The organism is Micromonospora sp. WMMD735, assembly GCF_049178995.1.
Taxonomy (GTDB): Bacteria; Actinomycetota; Actinomycetes; order Mycobacteriales; family Micromonosporaceae; genus Micromonospora; species Micromonospora wenchangensis.
This window is the reverse complement of sequence record NZ_JBMHMJ010000002.1, coordinates 1,629,898-1,647,596: the sequence shown is the minus strand read 5'-3', so window position 1 is coordinate 1,647,596 and position 17,699 is coordinate 1,629,898. Positions and strand designations below refer to the sequence as shown.

14 protein-coding genes are annotated in these 17,699 nt (G+C 75.1%); 9 read left to right on the top strand and 5 right to left on the bottom strand.

Annotated features, from left to right (window positions below):
- Positions 1-7 precede the first annotated feature (7 nt).
- From ACN268_RS07255 to ACN268_RS07240, 4 genes are read left to right on the top strand one after another with little or no spacing between them, the layout of a single operon-like run.
- Entirely contained in the window at positions 8-952 is a 945-nt protein-coding gene (locus tag ACN268_RS07255; protein ID WP_421482362.1) for an ABC transporter permease, read from the top strand.
- Positions 949-1,899 (top strand): ABC transporter permease, encoded by a 951-nt coding sequence (locus ACN268_RS07250; RefSeq protein ID WP_421482360.1) that lies wholly within the window; start codon positions 949-951, stop codon positions 1,897-1,899. The genes ACN268_RS07255 and ACN268_RS07250 overlap by 4 nt, the downstream gene beginning before the upstream one ends.
- Entirely contained in the window at positions 1,896-2,978 is a 1,083-nt protein-coding gene (locus ACN268_RS07245) for an ABC transporter ATP-binding protein (RefSeq protein ID WP_421482359.1), read from the top strand. The genes ACN268_RS07250 and ACN268_RS07245 overlap by 4 nt, the downstream gene beginning before the upstream one ends.
- On the top strand, positions 2,975-4,012 hold the full coding sequence (locus tag ACN268_RS07240; protein ID WP_421482358.1) for an ABC transporter ATP-binding protein: 1,038 nt from the start codon (positions 2,975-2,977) through the stop codon (positions 4,010-4,012). The genes ACN268_RS07245 and ACN268_RS07240 overlap by 4 nt, the downstream gene beginning before the upstream one ends.
- On the opposite strand, the gene ACN268_RS07235 is transcribed toward ACN268_RS07240, so the two are convergent.
- On the bottom strand, positions 3,992-6,454 hold the full coding sequence (locus ACN268_RS07235) for an AAA family ATPase (protein ID WP_421482356.1): 2,463 nt from the start codon (positions 6,452-6,454) through the stop codon (positions 3,992-3,994). The two genes, ACN268_RS07240 and ACN268_RS07235, sit on opposite strands and share 21 nt — an antisense overlap.
- Before the next feature lie 195 nt (positions 6,455-6,649).
- On the opposite strand from ACN268_RS07235, the gene ACN268_RS07230 reads away from it, so the two are divergent.
- From ACN268_RS07230 to ACN268_RS07210, 5 genes are all read left to right on the top strand, one after another.
- On the top strand, positions 6,650-9,643 hold the full coding sequence (locus tag ACN268_RS07230) for a helix-turn-helix transcriptional regulator (protein ID WP_421482355.1): 2,994 nt from the start codon (positions 6,650-6,652) through the stop codon (positions 9,641-9,643).
- Between the two features lie 116 nt (positions 9,644-9,759).
- Positions 9,760-10,530 carry a DUF5995 family protein gene (locus ACN268_RS07225; protein ID WP_363653681.1) on the top strand — a complete coding sequence of 257 codons (771 nt, stop codon included), beginning with the start codon at positions 9,760-9,762 and terminating at the stop codon, positions 10,528-10,530.
- A gap of 74 nt (positions 10,531-10,604) precedes the next feature.
- On the top strand, positions 10,605-11,354 hold the full coding sequence (locus tag ACN268_RS07220; RefSeq protein WP_421482354.1) for a phosphotransferase: 750 nt from the start codon (positions 10,605-10,607) through the stop codon (positions 11,352-11,354).
- A 66-nt stretch (positions 11,355-11,420) separates the two neighbouring features.
- Positions 11,421-11,831 carry a hypothetical protein gene (locus tag ACN268_RS07215; protein WP_421482353.1) on the top strand — a complete coding sequence of 137 codons (411 nt, stop codon included), beginning with the start codon at positions 11,421-11,423 and terminating at the stop codon, positions 11,829-11,831.
- A gap of 99 nt (positions 11,832-11,930) precedes the next feature.
- The gene (locus tag ACN268_RS07210) at positions 11,931-14,039 is read left to right on the top strand and encodes an amino acid transporter (RefSeq protein WP_421482352.1); all 2,109 of its coding nucleotides are present in this window, start codon (positions 11,931-11,933) and stop codon (positions 14,037-14,039) included.
- Positions 14,040-14,319: 280 nt separating this feature from the next.
- On the opposite strand, the gene ACN268_RS07205 is transcribed toward ACN268_RS07210, so the two are convergent.
- From ACN268_RS07205 to ACN268_RS07190, 4 genes are all read right to left on the bottom strand, one after another.
- Positions 14,320-14,526: a hypothetical protein gene (locus ACN268_RS07205; RefSeq protein WP_145919792.1), complete on the bottom strand. Its 207-nt coding sequence runs from the start codon at positions 14,524-14,526 to the stop codon at positions 14,320-14,322.
- A 194-nt stretch (positions 14,527-14,720) separates the two neighbouring features.
- Positions 14,721-16,004 (bottom strand): hypothetical protein, encoded by a 1,284-nt coding sequence (locus tag ACN268_RS07200; protein WP_421482350.1) that lies wholly within the window; start codon positions 16,002-16,004, stop codon positions 14,721-14,723.
- A gap of 199 nt (positions 16,005-16,203) precedes the next feature.
- A complete protein-coding gene (locus tag ACN268_RS07195) occupies positions 16,204-16,551 on the bottom strand; it encodes a TcmI family type II polyketide cyclase (protein WP_421482349.1) in 348 nt (115 codons plus the stop codon).
- Positions 16,548-17,432 carry an AfsR/SARP family transcriptional regulator gene (locus ACN268_RS07190; RefSeq protein WP_421482347.1) on the bottom strand — a complete coding sequence of 295 codons (885 nt, stop codon included), beginning with the start codon at positions 17,430-17,432 and terminating at the stop codon, positions 16,548-16,550. Before ACN268_RS07190 ends, ACN268_RS07195 begins: the two co-directional genes overlap by 4 nt.
- Between the last annotated feature and the right edge of the window lie 267 nt (positions 17,433-17,699).

Sequence of the window (17,699 nt, the reverse complement as noted above, 5' to 3'; positions counted from 1 at the left end):
GGGCGAGGTGGGACGCTTCGTCCTGCGGCGGCTGCTCCAGTCGGTCGTCGTCCTGCTCGGGGTGACCCTGGTGGTCTTCCTGCTGCTGCAACTGGTCCCCGGCGACCCGGTGCGGGTCTCCCTGGGCACCCGCTTCGACCAGCAGACCTACGACGCGCTACGGGAACGCTCCGGGCTGGACCGCCCGCTGGTGGTGCAGTACCTCAGCTACGTCGGCAACGCGCTCACCGGTGACCTCGGGGTGAGCTTCCGCAGCGGCCAGCCGGTCACCACGATCGTGTTGCAACGGCTGCCCGCGACCCTGTCCCTGGCGGTGACCGCCGTGCTGCTCGCCCTGCTCGTCGCCTTCCCGCTCGGGGTGCTCTCCGCGGTGCGCAGCGGTTCGTTCGTCGACCACGCCGCCCGGGTGTTCAGCCAGTTCGGCGTGTCCGTCCCCGACTTCTGGACGGGCATCATGGGCATCCTGCTCTTCGCCGGGGTGCTCGGCTGGCTGCCCCCGTCGGGGTACGTGGCGCTCACCGACGACCCGGTGGGCTGGGCGTCGCACGTCGCGTTGCCCGCCGCCGCCGTCGGCCTGGTCACCGCCTCCATCCTCACCCGGTTCATCCGTTCCTCGGTGCTGGAGGTGCTCGCCGAGGACTACGTCCGCACCGCCGAGGCCAAGGGGCTGCGCCCCCGGGTGGTGGTCGTGCGGCACGTGCTGCGCAACGCGCTGATCCCGGTGGTCACCGTGGTCGGGGTGCAGTTGGCCAGCCTCGTCGGTGGGGTGATCGTGATCGAGGTGCTGTTCGCCTGGCCGGGCGTCGGCCGGCTCACCTACGACGCCGTCCAGGCCCGGGACTACCCGGTGCTGCAGGGCGCGGTGCTCTTCGTGGCCACCCTGTTCCTGCTGACGAACCTGCTGGTGGACGTCCTCTACGCCCGCCTCGACCCGAGGATCACGCTGCGATGAGCGCCGGGGACCGGGCGACGCCCCCCGCCGCCCCGCCGGTCGACCCGGTCGACGACCGTCCGTCGGTGGCGGCCGTCGAGCCGGGCACCCTGCGCCGTGTGCTGACCGCGCTGTGGCATGACCCGCCGGCCGTCGCCGGCACGGTGGTGCTGCTGGTCCTGCTGGTCGTCGGGCTGGCCGGGCAGTGGCTCGCGCCGGCCGGGACCAACGACGTGGACGTCGAGGAGATGCTGCGCCCGCCCAGCGGCGCGCATCCGTTCGGCACCGACGAGCTGGGCCGTGACGTGCTCAGCCGGGTGCTGGTGGCGGCCCGGGTGTCGTTGCAGGTGGGCCTGGTCAGCGTCGGCATCGCCCTGGCCGTCGGGGTCACCGTCGGCCTGCTCGCCGGCTGGTACGGCGGTTGGACGGACAACGTCCTGATGCGCGGCATGGACGTGCTGTTCGCGTTCCCGGTGCTGCTGCTCGCCGTGGCGATCGTCGCGGTCCTCGGTCCGGGACTGGTCACCGCGATGACCGCCATCGGGGTGGTCTACACCCCGATCTTCGCGCGGGTGACCCGGGCCGGCGTGCTCGCCGTACGGGAGCAGGTGTTCGTCCGGGCCGCCGTCTCCATCGGCACCTCCGACCTGCGTATCCTGCGCCGGCACGTGCTGCCCAACATCGCCGCCCCGCTGATCGTGCAGACCTCGCTGTCGTTGGCCTTCGCGATCCTGTCCGAGGCGGCGCTGTCCTTCCTCGGGCTGGGTGTGCAGCCCCCCGCGCCGGCCTGGGGCCGGATGCTCTACGACGGGCGCGGTTTCGTCACCGACGCCTGGTGGCTGGGGTTCTTCCCCGGCGCGGCGATCTTCCTGACCGTGCTCGCGTTCAACCTGGTGGGTGACGCCCTGCGCGACGTGCTCGACCCCCGTCAGCTCACCGTCAGCGAAGCCCGCAGGAGCATCCGATGAGCGGGCCCGCCGTACCGTCGCCCCGGGTCGGCGGGGACGCGCCGGTGCTGGAGATCAGCGACCTGACGGTCACGCTGGGCACCCGCAACGGCCCGGCCCGCGCGGTCGCGGGCGTCGACTGGTCGGTGGCTCCCGGCGAGACCCTCGCCCTGGTCGGGGAGTCCGGCAGCGGCAAGAGCATGACGGTGCTCGCCGCCACCGGGCTGGCCCCGCGCTCCGCCACCGTCACCGGCCGGGTCCGGCTGCTCGGCCGGGAGCTGACCGGCATGTCGGAGCCGGACCGCCGCCGGTGGCGGGGCCGGCACGTCGGCTTCGTCTTCCAGGACCCGATGACCGCCCTCAATCCGGTGCTGACCGTCGGCCGGCAGGTCGCCGAGGCGTGCGAGGAACACCTCGGGATGAGTCGACGGCAGGCCCGCTCGCGCGCCGTCGAGCTGCTCGACCTGGTCGGGATCCCGGCACCCGGGCGTCGGGTGGACGCCCACCCGCACGAGTTCTCCGGCGGGATGCGGCAACGGGTCGTCATCGCGATGGCCCTGGCCTGCGAACCGGCCCTGCTCATCGCCGACGAGCCGACCACCGCGCTGGACGTCACCACCCAGGCGCAGATCGTCGACCTCGTCGCCGACCTGCGCCGCCGGCTCGGCACCGCGGTCGTCTGGATCACCCACGACCTTCCGGTGGTGGCCGGGATCGCCGACACCGTCGCGGTGATGTACGGGGGCCGGATCGTCGAGCAGGGCCCGGTCGACGCGGTCTTCGTCACCCCGGGGCACCCGTACACCCGGGCCCTGCTGGCGGCCCGGCCCCGGCCCGGCGCGGCGGGGGAGGACCTGGCCGCGATCCCCAGCGCGCCGCCCAGCCCGCTCGACCTGCCGCCCGGGTGCGCGTTCTGGCCGCGCTGCCCGGTGCGCGGGGACGCCCGCTGCGCCCACGAGCTGCCGCCGCTGGTCCCGATCGCCCCCGCCCACCGGGTCCGCACCTTCTGTCCCGCCCCCACCGCCGAGGCCCGGGACGGCGCGGCCGGGACCCGATCCACCGCCGACGACCCGGGCCAGCCCACCCCGGAGGACCGATGAGTACGGGAACGATCGCCGAACTCGACGACCTCACCGTCTGGTTCCCCAGCCCCGGTGGCCCACCGGTGCGGGCGGTGGACGGGGTGTCGCTCACCGTACGGTCGGGCGAGACGCTGGGCCTGGTGGGGGAGTCCGGCAGCGGCAAGTCCACCACCGGCCTGGCGCTGCTGCGGCTGGTGGCCCCGACCGGCGGCCGGGTCGTCGTCGGCGGGCAGGACGTCACCGGCTGGTCGCGTCGCCGCCTGCGCGGGCTGCGCCGCCGGGTGGCCATGGTGTTCCAGGACCCGCAGGCGTCGCTGGACCCGCGCCGCACCGTCGGCGCGAGCATCGCCGAACCGCTCGTCGTGCACCGGCTGGCCCGCTCGGCCGACGCCCGCCGGCACCGGGTCGCCGAACTGCTCGACCTGGTGGGCCTGCGGCCGGAGACGGCCAGCCGACACCCGCACGAGCTGTCCGGCGGCCAACGCCAGCGGGTCGGCATCGCCCGCGCGTTGGCCGGGGAACCCGACCTGATCGTCCTCGACGAACCGATCGCGTCGCTCGACCTGAGCGTGCAGGCACAGATCATGAACCTGCTGCGACGGCTGCAACGCGACCTCGGACTCACCTACCTGTTCATCGCGCACGACCTGGCCGCGGTGGAGCATCTCAGCGACCGGATCGCGGTGATGTACCTGGGCCGGATCGTGGAGACCGGCACCCCGGCGCAGCTCTGGCGGGAACCGGCGCACCCCTACACGGCGGCGTTGCTGTCGGCGGTTCCGGTGGCCGACCCCCGGGTGGAACGGCACCGGCGGCGGATCATCCTCACCGGTGACGTGCCCAGCCCGACCGATCCGCCGAGCGGCTGCCGGTTCCGTACCCGCTGCCCGCAGGCCCGGCCCGCCTGCGCCGAGACTGACCCGCCGCCGGTCGAGGTGGGTCCCGGCCACCGGGCCGCGTGCCTGTTCGCCGGGGAGGCGGTACGCGCCATGCGCGCCGACCCGCCCACCCCGGTCACCGACGGCGACGGGTCAGGCGGCGCGCGCCGGTAACGGTACGGCGGGACGCGGCAACCCCTCCCCGCGTCGTCGCCGGCCGGTCACCAGCCCGTGAGCAGCGGCGACACCGGACGGTCGGGCCGGCAGCGGCACGACGACGGCCAGTCGCCGGCCGGCCCCGCCCGGCCGGTCCGGCAGTGCCGCCGGACGTCCGGTCACGGCCGCCGCCCACCCGGGCCGCCCGCCGTTGTCGCCGGACTCCCGGCCCGGCTCGGGGCGCCGGGCGACCCCGGGCAGGGCCGTCGGCTGCCGGAATCCCCGGTCGGGTACCCCGTCACCCGTGGGCAGGCTGCGCAGGAGGTGCCCGCCCACCCGGGCGGCGACAGCAGCCGCCCGACCCGCCCCGGGCCACTGACCGGCGGACCCCACGCGGTGCGTCCCCGCCCGCTGACCGGGCCCGGCGTGGTGGGCCCCGCCGACCCGACCGGCGGACCCGACGCGGTGGACCGGTTCCGCCGCACGGGCGACCCCGGTGCGCCGGCCCGGGGCGGCCCGGTGCCCGGGTGCCACCCGCCCCGGGTCCCCGGCCCGGCGGGGCACCCCGACCGGGCGACGGACCCTGGCCCGTCCGGTCCCGCCGGCCTGCCGGACGGCCCCGGCCCGCGCGGCGGCCACCCCGGCCTGCGCGGCCACCCCGGCCTGTTCAGTAGTCCCGGCCTGCTCGGTACCCCCGGTCAGACCGGCGGATGCGGCCCGGCGGGCGAAGTCGGCGCGGACCGGGCGGGGCAGCCGGTCGGACGCGCAGCGGCGCAGGGCCGGGTCGGCCACCACCAGACCACCCCGGGTCGACGGCTGCAGGAGGCCGGCGTCGGTGAGCCGGCGCAGCGCCCCGGCGACCCGCTCCGGGGCCCAGTCGAGCAGCACCGCCACGGCCGGGGCGGTGACCGGGACGTCGAGCGTCGCGGCGGCCATCAGCACCGCCCGGTGTACGCCGTCGCACCGGTCCAGCCGGGCGGCGGCGCGGCGGCGCAGCGCCTCGGGCAGCGCCGGCTCCGCCCCGGCGTCGGCGGCGGGACCACCGTCCGTGCCGTGGCGGGGCATCGCCTCGACGTAGGCGGCGGCGTGGCCGGGCCGGCCGGCGACCAGCGGCAGCAGCCGGGTGGCTGCCCCGACCGGCTGGCCGGATCGGGCGAGCAGCCGGCGCAGCAACCGGCCGGTGTGGAGGGTGCCCAGCGGGGCCAGTTCGACCAGGTGCCGGCCGGCGGGCGCGGGCAGCGGGTCCGCCCGGTCCGGCCGGTGGGTGGCCAGCACCGCCAGCGGCAGGCCCCGGTCGGTCGCGGCGGCGAACAGCGCGTGCAGGAACCGTCCCAGCTCCGGGGCCGCCCGGTCCAGGTCGTCCACGCCGACCACCACCGGCCGGCGGGCGGCCAGGGCGAGCAGGACCCGGCGTACCGCCGCCGCACCGGCGACCGCCGACCGGTCCGGGGCGTCCAGCAGCGCGGCGAGCGCCGCCACGGTCGGCCCGACCTGGCCCGCCGGGACCAGCCCGTCGACCAGGGCGGCCAGCCGGGGGCGGACCGCGTCCGTCGGGCCGCCGTCGGGCAGCCCCGCCAGGTCCCGCAGCAGCTGCGCGACCGGCCCGAACACCTGCTCCGGGTACGGCGGGCAGTGCGCCACCACCCAGCGCACCGCCCGGCCGTCGACCTCGGGCAGCCGGTGGCGCAGCTCGGCCAGTACCCGGCTGCGGCCGATCCCGTCCGGGCCGGTGAGGGCCACCCACCGTGGACGATGCTCCCGGACCGCCCCGGTGAGCTGGTCCAGGGCGGTGGCGACCTCCCGGCGTCGACCGATCAGCGGGCCGTCGTGGCGGGCCGGCCGGTGGTGGGTCGGGCGGGTGACTCGCCAGACGTCGACAGGCAGCGCCTTGCCGGTGAGGCTGGCCGGGGCGAGGGCGTGCTGGTCGACCAGGCCGGCGGTGGCCCGGTGGGTGGCCGCGCAGACGACCACGCCGCCCGCCGGGGCGTACTCCTGGATGCGGGCGGCGGTGGTGAGGACCGCACCGGAGGCCATGCCGTGCCCGCCGTCACGGGCGGCGGCCAGGTCGACCACGGCCTCGCCGGTGGCGACACCCACCCGGACCCGCAGCGTCACCCCGCCGGGCAACGTCCGCCGGTCCAGCGCGGCCTGGATCTCCAGGGCCGCCCGCACCGCCCGGTAGCCGTCCAACCCGTCGGAGGTACGCGCCCCGAACAGCGCCATCACCGCGTCGCCGACGTACTTCTCCACCGTGCCCTGCCAGCGGCGCAGCACCCCGGCGACGGTGTCGAAGTAGGCGAACTGCACCGCCCGGACATCCTCCGGGTCGAGCCGTTCGGTCACCGCGGTCGACCCGACGATGTCGGCGAAGAGCACGGTCAGCGTGCGTCGTTCCTGCGGCACCGGCCAGGGCGTCGTGGTGGCGTCTTCCCGACCGGTACCGACCGTGGACAGCGGCATCCCACCCACCCCTCTCCCGCGCGGTGCTGCTGTTGTCGACGACGATCGGAGACTGTCACCACCGGGCTGACGGGGGATCTGCCGAACGACGTATGTCGGTCGGTCGCCACCTTTAGTCGCAATATCGACGCGAGAGGTACCAATGCCGGATCCAGCCCGTAGAACGGTGCGGGGACCTGTGACTAGGCTGCGGACATGGCCAGCGATGTGGACACCGCACCGCTCGTCGGCCGCGCCGACCAGCTGGCGGTGCTGCGCGCCGCGCTCCACGACGGGGTCGGCCCCGGGCAGACCGCCGCCGTCTTCGTCACCGGTGAGAGCGGGGTGGGCAAGACCCGGTTGCTCACCGAGGCCGCGGCGCGGCTGCGGGACGCGGGAGCGGTGGTGCTCACCGGCTCCTGCCTGGACATCGGCGACGCCTCCCCGCTGCATCCGGTGCTCCAGGCGTTACGCCGCTTCGACGCCGACCTCACCGCCGGCCAGGCCCGCACCTCCTCGGCGGTGCGTGGTCTGCTGCGGACGTTCGCCGAGGACAGCGGCGGCGCGGACAGCGCCGGGGCGCTGCTGGAACGGGTCTCCCGGGGGCTGAGCCTGATCGCCGAGGGGCGGCCGCTGGTGCTCGTCCTCGACGACCTGCAGTGGGTGGACCGGACCACCCGGCAACTCCTGCTCTATCTGCTCGCCGGCCTGGGCGACCTGCAACTGTCGGTGCTGGCGGCGGTCCGGGCCGAGTCGTTGCAGGGGGCCCACCCGCTGCGCCGGGTGCTCACCGAGCTGCGTCGGCTGCGGTCGGTGCGGGTGCTCGACCTGGGTCCCCTCGACCGCGCCGGCACCGACCTGCTGGCCGCCGAGATCGTCGGCGCGCCGCTCGCGCCGGAGGCCGCCGACCAGGTCTGGCAGCGCAGCGGCGGGAACCCGTTCGTGGTCGAGGAACTGGCCCGTGACCTGCGCGACGGCCGCGACGGGCTGTCCGACACGCTGCGCGAGATCTTCCTGTCCCGGGTGGACGCGCTGCCCCGGCACGCGCACGCCGCGGTGCACGCGGTGGCGGCGGGCGTCGAACCGGTCGAGCACTGGCTGCTGGCCGAGGTGCTCGGCCTGCCCGAGGCGGAACTCATCGACGCGTTGCGGGAGGCGGTCGCCCACCGGTTGCTCGTCGGCGCGGACGACGGCTACCGGCTGCGGCACCGGCTGGTCGCCGAGGTGCTCGCCCACGAGCTGCTGCCGGCGGAACGCGCCGGCCTGCACCGCCGCTACGCCGAGGCGCTCACCCGGGTCCCGGCGGAGCTGCACCAGGCCCGGTTGGCCCACCACTGGCGGCTGGCCGGGGAGCCCGGCCGGGCCCTGCCGGCGGCGATGGCCGCCGCCCGGGAGGCCGAACGGCTGCACGGTTTCGCCGAGGCGCACCGGCACTGGACGGCGGCGTTGCAGCTGGCCGCGACGCCGGTCACCGGGCCGGTGGACGCCCCACCCGAGGTGGACCGGGCGGTGCTGCTGGGGCGGGCCGCCGAGGCCGCCCACAAGAGCGGCGAGCACGCCCGCGCGTTGTCCCTGCTGGCCGAACTGACCGGGGGCGAGCCGCTCGACCCGTCCTGCGCGGTGCGCATCCAACGGGCCCGCTACCTGGCCGCCGCCGGTCGGTCCGCCCCCGCCGAGGCGGAGTACCGCAGCGTGCTGGAGGCCGCCGAGTGCACCGCCCGGGAACGGGCCAACGCCGCCGCCCGGCTGGCCGAGCTGCTGCTGCACCTGGGCCGGTACGCCGACGCCGGGCGACGCGCGCGGGAGGCCCTGGAACTGGCCGCGTCGGTCGACGGCAGCACCACGGAGGTGGTGCTGGCCAGCTCCGCGCTCGGCTTCAGCGAGGCGTTCCTGGAGGACCCGGACGCCGGGCTGGCCGTGGTGCGCCGGGCCCTGGAGACCGCCGAACGCTCCGGCGGCCCGGAGGACGTGGCCTGCGCGTACCTGCACCTGGCGGAGCTGCTGACCGGGCCGCTGAACATCCTGGAGGAGGGGGTGGTGGTGGCCCGCCGGGGTGCCGAGCGGGTCGCCGAGCTGGGCCTGGGCCGCACCTACGAGACCCGGTTGCTGGCGATCGCCACCAACGGGCTGTTCCGGGTCGGCCAGTGGGCGGAGGCGGAGAAGGTCGTCGCGGCGGCGCTGCGGCACCGCCCGTCCGGCGCCGACGCGGTCGAGTTGCTGCTGGCCCGCTGCCGGCTCTCCGTCGGGTACGGCGACGTCGAGGCCTCCGACCGGGACCTGGAGGCGGTGGCGACGATGCTCGCCGGCGGTGGCGCGCCCCGGCACGTCCTGCCGATGCTGATCCTGCGGGCCGGGCTGGCGATGTGGCAGGGCCGGCACGACGTGGCCCGGCAGGCCGTGCAGCGGGGCCTGACCGAGAGCCGCTCCGACGACGTGGTGCTGCTGGGCGCGCTGGCCTGGCACGGGTTGCGCGCGGAGGCGGAGGCGCACGCGAGCCGTACCGTGGCGGTCGACGAGACGGCCGTCCGCCGGCTGCGCGACGCGGTCGACCGGGTGGCGGCCAAGAGCGCGACGGCCGCCGGGCCGGTGCGGGTCAACGCCGACGGCTTCCTGGCGTTGTGCACGGCCGAGCTGAGCCGTCTCGACGGCCGGGGCGACCCGGACGCCTGGGCCCGGTCGGTGGCCGAGTGGGACAAGCGGAACCACCCCTACCCGGCCGCCTACTCCCGCCTGCGGCAGGCCGAGGCGTTGCTGGCCCGGCGCAGCCGCAGCAGCACGGCGACCAGCCTGCTGCGGCAGGCGCACGAGATGGCGTCGAGCCTGGGTGCGGTGCCGCTGACCAGCGAGATCCGGACGCTGGCCGGTCGGGCACGGGTGGAGCTGACCGGTCGGGCCCAGCCCGGCGCGGGGCGGGTCCCGGCGGCCCGCACGGGCGGTTCCCGGTCGTCGGGCACGGGTCGTGGCCGCGTCGTCGCGGCGGCGGAGACCGCCGCCACCCCACCGGGGGCCGACGAGTTGGCCCTGCTGACCGCGCGGGAACGGGAGGTGCTCGCGGCGGTCGCCGAGGGGCTGACCAACAAGGAGATCGGTCAGCGGCTGTTCATCAGCGAACGCACCATCGGCGTGCACGTGTCGCACATCTTCGACAAGCTCCAGGTGCGGACCAGGGTCCAGGCCAGCGCCATCCACCTGCGTAACCGGGGTGAGTGAGCGTAGGTCCGGCGCGGGCGAATACGTCGTTCTACTGATCCCCGTCGCGGCCGGCGCTGACAGGCTGTGCATCGGAAACGACGGCGCGGCGCTGCCCCGACCACTGTGGAGGAGACATGACGGAACCGGTCTGGGGGCCCGTCCACGCGGACATCGTCGATCTCCTCGCCGACCATCCGGAGGACGTCCCGGCGGTGGTCGATCACCTCACCAAGCTCCAGGACCTGCTGGTGCGGCTGCCGCCGCTGGAGCAGAGCTGCCCGCTCGCCGACTTCAACCGGCTCTACCTGACCATCACCAGCCGGGTGCTGGAGGGGCTCTACGACGACTACTTCGCCGACCCGGTGTTCCTGTCCCGGCTGGACGTGGAGTTCGCCGCCCGCTACTTCGACGCGATGCGGTTGTGGACCGAGTCCAGCCCGACCACCCCGCGCGCCTGGTCGTGCCTGTTCAAGCGGATGCGCGGGCCGGACGCCCGGCCGTTGCCGTCGGCGGCGGCGGGGGTGAACGCGCACATCAACTTCGACCTGCCGTTCGCCCTGGTGACCACGTTCGACCACCTGGAGTCCGAGCCGGTGGACGGCACCGAACAGCACCGCGACTACCTCAAGATCAACGATATCTTCGCCGACAAGATCCCGACGCTGCGGCGGGGTTACCTGGAGCGGTGGCAACTGCTCCTGGACATGCTCAACGGCGACATCGACGACTGGTACCAGGGCGAACTGGTCGAGTACACCAGGGACGTGGCCTGGCGCAACGCGCAGAAGATCTGGCGTTGCCGGCACGACCCGCAGGCCCGAGACTGCGAGCGCACCCGGCTGGACGACAATGCCGCGGCGCTCGGCCGGCTGCTGCTGTCACCGCTGGGGGCGTTCCTGCAGTAGCAGCCGGGACGGGGGGTCCCCGCGCCCCGGGAAACCGGGGCGCGGGGACGCGTCCGTTCCATCAGGATGACCGGATGAGTCCGATCGAGGAGCCGCTGCCCGGCAACGTCACCACCGGCGTGGTGCGGGTCGGTGACACCGTCCGCCGGCCGGTCGGCCCGTGGACCGACGCCGTCGACGCCCTGCTGACCCACCTGCACGCCGTCGGCTTCGACGGCGCGCCCCGACCGCTGGGCCGCGACGGGCAGGGCCGGCAGGTGCTGGAGTACGTGCCCGGGGAACCGGGCCACCCCTCGGGCCTGTACCCGACCGCGGAGCTGCCCTCGATCGGCCGGCTGCTGGCCGACCTGCACCGCGCCACCGCCGACTTCGTGCCACCCGAAGCGGCCCACTGGCAGGTGCCGATCCGCCCCGACGGCACGGACCTGATCTGCCACCACGACCCGGCGCCGTGGAACCTGGTCCGGGCCCCGCGCGGCTGGGTGCTGATCGACTGGGACGGCGCGGGCCCCGGCACCCGCCGCTGGGAGGTGGCGTACGCCGCGCAGGCCATGGCCGGGATGCGCCCCGACCGGCCGGTGCCCGAGTCGGCCCGCCGGCTGCGCGCCCTGGTAGACGGGTACGACCTGCCGGCGGCGCACCGTCCCGCGCTCGCCGCGACCCTGGGCCCCCGGGCGCGGGCGATGTACGACCTGCTGCGCGACGGCGCCCGGCGCGGCATCCAGCCCTGGGCCCGCATCCACGCCGAGGACGGCCCCTACTGGCGGGCCGTCGCCGAGCACCTGTCGGCCCACGTCGACGACTGGACCCGCGCCCTGGCGTGACCCCGCCGACGGGCGTGCACCCGGCCGAGGGGGTGTCGGACGGCCCGCCCGGGGTACCCGTCGGTCATGCCCGCACACCGGTTCGCGTTCCGCTTCGACCCGGCCTTCCGGGTGCCGTTGGCGCTGCTCGGCATCCGACCGCAGACCTGCGTCGTGCTGCTCGACGACGCGGAACTGGTGATCCGGTTCGGCCGGTGGCGGCTGCGGACCGGCCGGGCGAACGTGGTCGACGCCCAGCGCGGCGGCCCGTACCGCTGGTGGCGGGCCGTCGGGCCGCACCTGTCCCTGGCCGACCGGGGGGTCACCTTCGGCACCGGCACCACGGCCGGGGTGTGCCTGCGGTTCGGTACGCCGGTGCCGGGGCTGGCTCCCGGCCGGTGGCTGCGCCACCCGGCGGCCACCGTGACGGTGACCGACCCGGACGCCCTGCTGGCGGCCCTGCGCCGCACCCCGGCCGACGACCACCGTTTCGGCTGACGCCCGGCTTGCGCTGACGCCCGGCTTCCCCTGTTCCGGCCGGCCGGACCGCCTCCAGCGCCTACCGTCGGGGACAGGGGACACGAGGGCGGTCGGCGGATGGCGGACGGGCGGGACGGGACCCGGGGGCGGCGGACCCGGGAACGACGGGGGAGCGCGCCGCCGCCGGGGCACGGGCGAAAGTTGCGCGAGGCCCGGGACGCCGGCCAGGGGGAGCGCACCCGACCCGGGCCGGTGGGCCTGCCAGAGTGCGTGAACAGTCACGCCCGGCCGGCCCGGCCCGCCGGTGCGCTGCGCCGGTGGCTGTTCGCGTACCGGGTGCAGCCGGTCGGCCCGGAGAGTGAGGAGGGCAGCCAGCGTCGGCACCCCTGGTGGCAGGTGATGTGCCTGACCGGCGTCGACTACTTCTCGACCCTGTCCTACCTGCCGGGCATCGCGGCGCTGGCCGCCGGGGCGCTCTCCCCGTTGGCCACCCTGCTGATCGTGGCGCTGACCCTGCTCGGGATGCTGCCGATGTACCGGCGGGTGGCCCGGGAGAGCCCGCACGGGCAGGGCTCGGTGGCGATGCTGGAGCGACTGCTGCCGTTCTGGCGGGGCAAGATCTTCGTCCTGGTGCTGCTCGGTTTCGTCGCCACCTCGTGGATCATCACGATCACCCTCTCCGCCGCCGACGCCACGGTGCACCTGCTGGAGAACCCGTACCTGCCGTCGTCGGCGCCGCACTGCGACGGGCTGGCGGTGCTGGTGACGGTGGCGCTGCTGCTCGTCCTCGGCGGGGTGTTCCTGCTCGGGTTCAGCGAGGCGGTGCTGGTGGCCGTACCCCTGGTGGTGGTCTTCCTCGGTCTCAACGCGGTGATCGTGGCCGACGGCCTGGCCGGGATCGCCGCCGACCCGGGCGTCGTGCGGAACTGGACGGCGGCCCTGACCGCCGGGGGGTCCGGGGTGGGCGACCTGCTCGGCCCGGCGGTGCTGGCCTTCCCGCTGCTGGTCCTGGGCCTGTCCGGCTTCGAGACCGGGGTGAGCATGATGCCCCTGGTACGCGGGGCGGGCGAGGACCGCGAGCAGCGGCTGGCCGCGCGGATCCGCAACACCCGCCGACTGCTCACCGCCGCCGCGCTGATCATGTCGGTGTACCTGCTGACCACCACCTTCGTCACCACCGTGCTGATCCCGCCCCGGGAGTTCCAGCCCGGCGGGGCGGCGAACGGCCGGGCGTTGGCCTGGCTGGCCCACGCCCGGCTGGGGGAGGGGTTCGGCACGCTCTACGACGTCAGCAGCGTGCTGATCCTCTGGTTCGCCGGGGCGTCGGCGATGGCCGGCCTGATCAACATCGTGCCGCGCTACCTGCCGTCGTACGGGATGGCGCCGGAGTGGGGCCGGGCGGTCCGGCCGGTGGTGCTGGTCTACACCCTGATCAGCATCGTCATCACCGTCGCCTTCCGGGCCGACGTCAACGCCCAGGCCGGCGCGTACGCCACCGGCATCCTGGCGATGATGGTCTCCGGCGCGGTGGCGGTGACCATCGCGACCGTCCGGGCCCGGCACCGGTTCGCCGCGTCCGGCTTCGCGGTGCTCACCGCCGTGCTGCTGTACGCGCTGGTCGAGAACGTCATCGAGAAGCCCGACGGGCTCGCCATCTCCGGCATGTTCATCGCCGGCATCGTGGCGGTGTCGCTGGTCTCCCGGATCACCCGGACCACCGAGCTGCGCACCGAACGGATCGAGTTCGACGAGCCGGCCCGACGGTTCGTCACCGAGTCGCTGGCCCACGACGGCCGGCTGCACCTGATCGCCAACAAACGCGACACCGGCGCGCTCAAGGAGTACCGGGTCAAGGAACGGGCGCAGCGGAGCATGAATCCGGTGCCGGGCGCGTCCGACGTGCTCTTCCTGGAGATCGACGTGGTGGACCCGTCGGAGTTCAGCCAGGTGCTGTGGGTACACGGGGTCGAGGTGGGCGGCTTCCGGGTGCTGCGGGCCAGCAGCCCGGCGGTGCCGAACGCGATCGCCGCCATCCTGTTGGCGCTGCGCGACGGCACGGGGGTCCGCCCGCACGCCCACTTCGAGTGGTCCGAGGGCAACCCCATCGCCCACCTGCTGCGCTACCTGATCCTCGGCCGGGGCGACACCCCACCCGTGGTCCGCGAGATCATCCGCAAGAGCGAACCCGACCCCTCCCGCCGCCCCGGTATCCACGTAGGTGCCTAACCCACCCCCCAACCCCTCCCCTCCCCGCCCCTCCCCCCACCCCCGCTCTCCCGCGTGATCAAGAGGTTTGCGTCACGGATTCGCGCATTTCTGACGACAACCTCTTGATCACCGCACGGCGACCGTCGATGGGTGGGCGGGGGGAGTGCTGCGGGGTGGGTTCCTAGGATGGTTGGGGAGTGTGGGGTGGTGGGCGCGTCGCGGAACGAGGTGGGTGATCTGGAGCGGACATGACGCGGCCCGCGCCCCGAGGGGTGGGCGCGGGCCGGGGAGATGCGGCTTACTTGGACGGCTCGGGGAGCTTGCAGTCGATCTTCGGGTTGGCGCCGATGTAGTTGAGCGGCCCGGCCACGATGGTCACCAGGATGGTGCCGGCCTCGGCACAGTTGGTGTCGTCGTTCCCGTAATAGCCGCGCTGACCAGCGGCGATGGCGCCGATGACCAGCCAGATGACGACGATGACTCCGAGGATCGACGAACCGCGCATGGGGGTGCCTCCCGGCTTGTGTGATGTTCGAGGTGACGCCCATGTACCCAACGGCCGGGACCGGGTAAACGGTATTCCGGAACGGTCAGCGCGATGATGCCCAATTCACCGACGGCCGGCCGCCGCGTACCCCGGACGACGGGGGCCGGCGGCCACGCCTCGCACGTGTCCACCGGCCCCGTCGGTTCCCCAGGTCAGTCCTGACTGTCGCCGCCGGTCGGCGTCGGCAGCACCCGCTCGGCCTCGGCGCCCGCACCGGCCAGCACCTGCGCCTGCTGCGGCCAGGTGGCCAGGCTCGCGGTGGCACGCAGCCCGGCGGCGCGGATCGTCTCCCGCAGGCTCGTCTCGTCCAGCGCGGCGAGCTGCCGGTAGCTGCGGATGCCGGCAGCCTGGAGCGCGGCGGCCATCTTCGGGCCGACCCCCTGGATACGCCGGAAGTCGTCCGCCGGCTCGTCCTGCGCCGCCGCGACCGCCGCGACCGGGGCACCCGCCGAATCCGGGACACCGTCCACGGCCGGGGTGCTGTCCGCGATCGCGGGGCTGTCGGCCTCGGGGGTGCGCTGTGCCGGGATCACCGGCCCGGCGGCGACCGGGGCGTCGTCCACGTCGGCCGTACGCGGGGCGGTGTCCTCGGGCGTCCCGGCCGGCTCCGGGTCCGCCGGGGTCGGTTCCGGCAGGTCGGCCGCCGCGCTGTCCGGGGCGTCCTCGGCGGTGGCCCGGGGCGCGGGGACCGGCGCGGTGGTCTCGTCGGTGACGCTGCTCGCGGGCGCGTCGTCCGGGGTGGTACGGCCGGTCAGGTCGACCGTGGTGGGCTCGTCCGCGAGGTCCGGCAGCGGGACGGTCCGGTCGGCGGCGACCGTGCTGGAGGTGCCGTTGACGGCGACGTCCTCGACGGCGGAACCGCCGGACCCGGAGGTAGCGGAGGAGCCGGCGGCGGACGCGGAGAAGGTGGCTGCCTCGGCGGCAGAGGACTCGGACGAGACAGTCGACTCGGCGGCGACCGAGGACTCGGCGAGGGCAGGGGATTCGGCGAGGGCAGGGGATTCGGCGGAGGCAGGGGACCCGGCGGCAGTGGACCCGGACGAGGCGGACGACTCGGAGAGGGTGGCGGAGTCGGCAGGGACCGTGGTGTCAGGGGCGGCCGTCAGGTCGGGGGCGGCGGAGGATCCGGCCGAGCCGGCAACAGCGGCCGACCCGGTGGTGGCCGGGGCGAGGTGGTCGGGGTCCGGCGCGACGTGCGGGGCGGGTTCGTCGACGACGGCGGCGGGTGCCGGGGAGTCGTCGACCGTGGCGGCCGGACGCGGGGCGTCGATCGTGGCGGCGGCCTTCTCCTCGGGGGTGAGCCCGACGACCGGGTCACCCTCCACGATGGGCGCGGCGGTGGTCGGCTTCTGCCGTCCCCACAGCGCCCAGCCTCCGGCCAGGCCCACCAGCAGGGCCAGGATCACGACGAGCCACTGCCCGACAGTCGACGGCACGGCTACCTCCCTATTGCGTATGTCGTTGAAGTCGCGAGGAAAACGCGAGAACCCGCCGCAGCTTTGCACACGCGAATGTCGGACGACAGGGAGGACCACACCTCGTTGCGCAGGTGGAATGCCCGGTGTCGGGCGGTATCGACGTCACGACAGGGTGTCGTCGTCGGACGCCGGTGACGACCTGCGCCGCACCGGCGGTTCAGCGCAGCGGCTCCGGGCTGGGCGCGTCGGTGACGTCCCAGCTGTAGAAACAGCCGGCCGGCGCGTCCCGGGGCGACCGCCAGGTGGGCAGGTACGCCGATGTGTGGGCCGACAATCGTTCGTTGGTCCGCTGGTACAGCGGGTGCTGGCGGGCGGTGACCAGGGTGTCGACGTCCACCTCGGTGGTCTCCATCAGGTGTACGCACAGGTCGTGCAGGCGGTACAGGGAGCGGTGGCGCAGCCCGGTGAGTCCGGGTAGTTCGGTCGCGTCGGCTTCGGCGAAGATCTGGGCGACCCGCCCCTCCGCGCCGGGAATGATCCTGCTGACGATCACCAGACGGCTCATCGGACCCCTCTCGCCGGTGGCGCGCCCCGATCCGTCCAGGGCTCACGGTGGGTCCACCCTGGCGGTGGGGATGTCACCTGGTCGTCACGCCGTCCGGCCGGCTCGTGACGGCGGGCGGTCGGGGTGCGGCGGGTGGCCTGCCGGATCGGGGCGAGGGTCTCGTCGACCAGGGCGCACATCGCGGGGGAGGGTTCCAGACGCAGTTCCCGCATGAGCAGGTCCCGGTAGACGTAGAAGGCGTGCACCGCCTCGAACGCGTTGCCCTCGGCGAGGTGGATGCGTACCACCAGGCGGTGCGGGGTCTCCCGCAGCGGTTCGGCGGCCATCGCCTCCAGGGCGGCCTGTAACGCCTCGCCGTGCCGGCCCGCGTCGAGGTGGTCGACGGCGAGTTGTTCGAGCATGTGCAGCCGGAGTTGGCGTAGCCGTTCCCGGTCCAGCAGCACCCAGTCGTCGTACCAGCCGGGGAGCAGGTCGCGGCTGCCGGCGGCGAGCGCGTCGGCGGCGGCGCGCGGGTCGCCCCCGTCGCGGATGCGGGCGGCGGTGGCGACCAGGCCGTCCACGTCGAGCCGGACCGCCGGGTCGAGGCGGACGGTGTCCCCGCTGACCAGCAGCGGGCAGCAGGGGTCCTGGCGCAGCCGCCACAGGGCGGTCCGCAGGGACGACAGCGCCCGTTCCTCGGGCACCTCGGGCCAGAGCAGCCCGGCGAGGTTGCTGCGGGTGGCGCCGGGGCGCAGCCCGATCAGGGCGATGACGCGTTGCAGCCCCCGGGGGACCACCACGGGGGTGTCGCCGTGCAGCAGCCGGAACCCGCCGAGCAGGTGCAGACGTACCGGCGGGTCGGCCGGGACGTCGCTGGTCGGCGTGCTGGCATGACCGGTCACGGGCGCACCCCCCTGCACGGAAACCTGGGTCCAGATCGTCCGGTGTCCCGACGCGGTCCCCCGCGACGCCGTGGCCGGTTCACTGCGCGGCCGAGCCCGGCCGGCCGGCACGAACATTACCAATATGATTACTCTCGGTCAACGAAAGTGTAGGCATGGTGACCGGGGTCGAATCGCCTCTGATCTGCGAACCTCCATCATGATGGACAGCTCGCGCATAGCCGGTACACAGCCTGCGTCAACGCAACGTCACCACGAAGCGGGGCT

What these genes read in the sequence shown, in the direction of transcription:
- ACN268_RS07235 (WP_421482356.1), bottom strand. Translation starts at nt 6,454, where the DNA reads ATGCCGCTGTCCACGGTCGGTACCGGTCGGGAAGACGCCACCACGACG.
- ACN268_RS07215 (WP_421482353.1), top strand. Translation starts at nt 11,421, where the DNA reads ATGCCCGCACACCGGTTCGCGTTCCGCTTCGACCCGGCCTTCCGGGTG.
- ACN268_RS07230 (WP_421482355.1), top strand. Translation starts at nt 6,650, where the DNA reads ATGGCCAGCGATGTGGACACCGCACCGCTCGTCGGCCGCGCCGACCAG.
- ACN268_RS07220 (WP_421482354.1), top strand. Translation starts at nt 10,605, where the DNA reads ATGAGTCCGATCGAGGAGCCGCTGCCCGGCAACGTCACCACCGGCGTG.
- ACN268_RS07240 (WP_421482358.1), top strand. Translation starts at nt 2,975, where the DNA reads ATGAGTACGGGAACGATCGCCGAACTCGACGACCTCACCGTCTGGTTC.
- ACN268_RS07205 (WP_145919792.1), bottom strand. Translation starts at nt 14,526, where the DNA reads ATGCGCGGTTCGTCGATCCTCGGAGTCATCGTCGTCATCTGGCTGGTC.
- ACN268_RS07225 (WP_363653681.1), top strand. Translation starts at nt 9,760, where the DNA reads ATGACGGAACCGGTCTGGGGGCCCGTCCACGCGGACATCGTCGATCTC.
- ACN268_RS07210 (WP_421482352.1), top strand. Translation starts at nt 11,931, where the DNA reads ATGGCGGACGGGCGGGACGGGACCCGGGGGCGGCGGACCCGGGAACGA.
- ACN268_RS07195 (WP_421482349.1), bottom strand. Translation starts at nt 16,551, where the DNA reads ATGAGCCGTCTGGTGATCGTCAGCAGGATCATTCCCGGCGCGGAGGGG.
- ACN268_RS07250 (WP_421482360.1), top strand. Translation starts at nt 949, where the DNA reads ATGAGCGCCGGGGACCGGGCGACGCCCCCCGCCGCCCCGCCGGTCGAC.
- ACN268_RS07245 (WP_421482359.1), top strand. Translation starts at nt 1,896, where the DNA reads ATGAGCGGGCCCGCCGTACCGTCGCCCCGGGTCGGCGGGGACGCGCCG.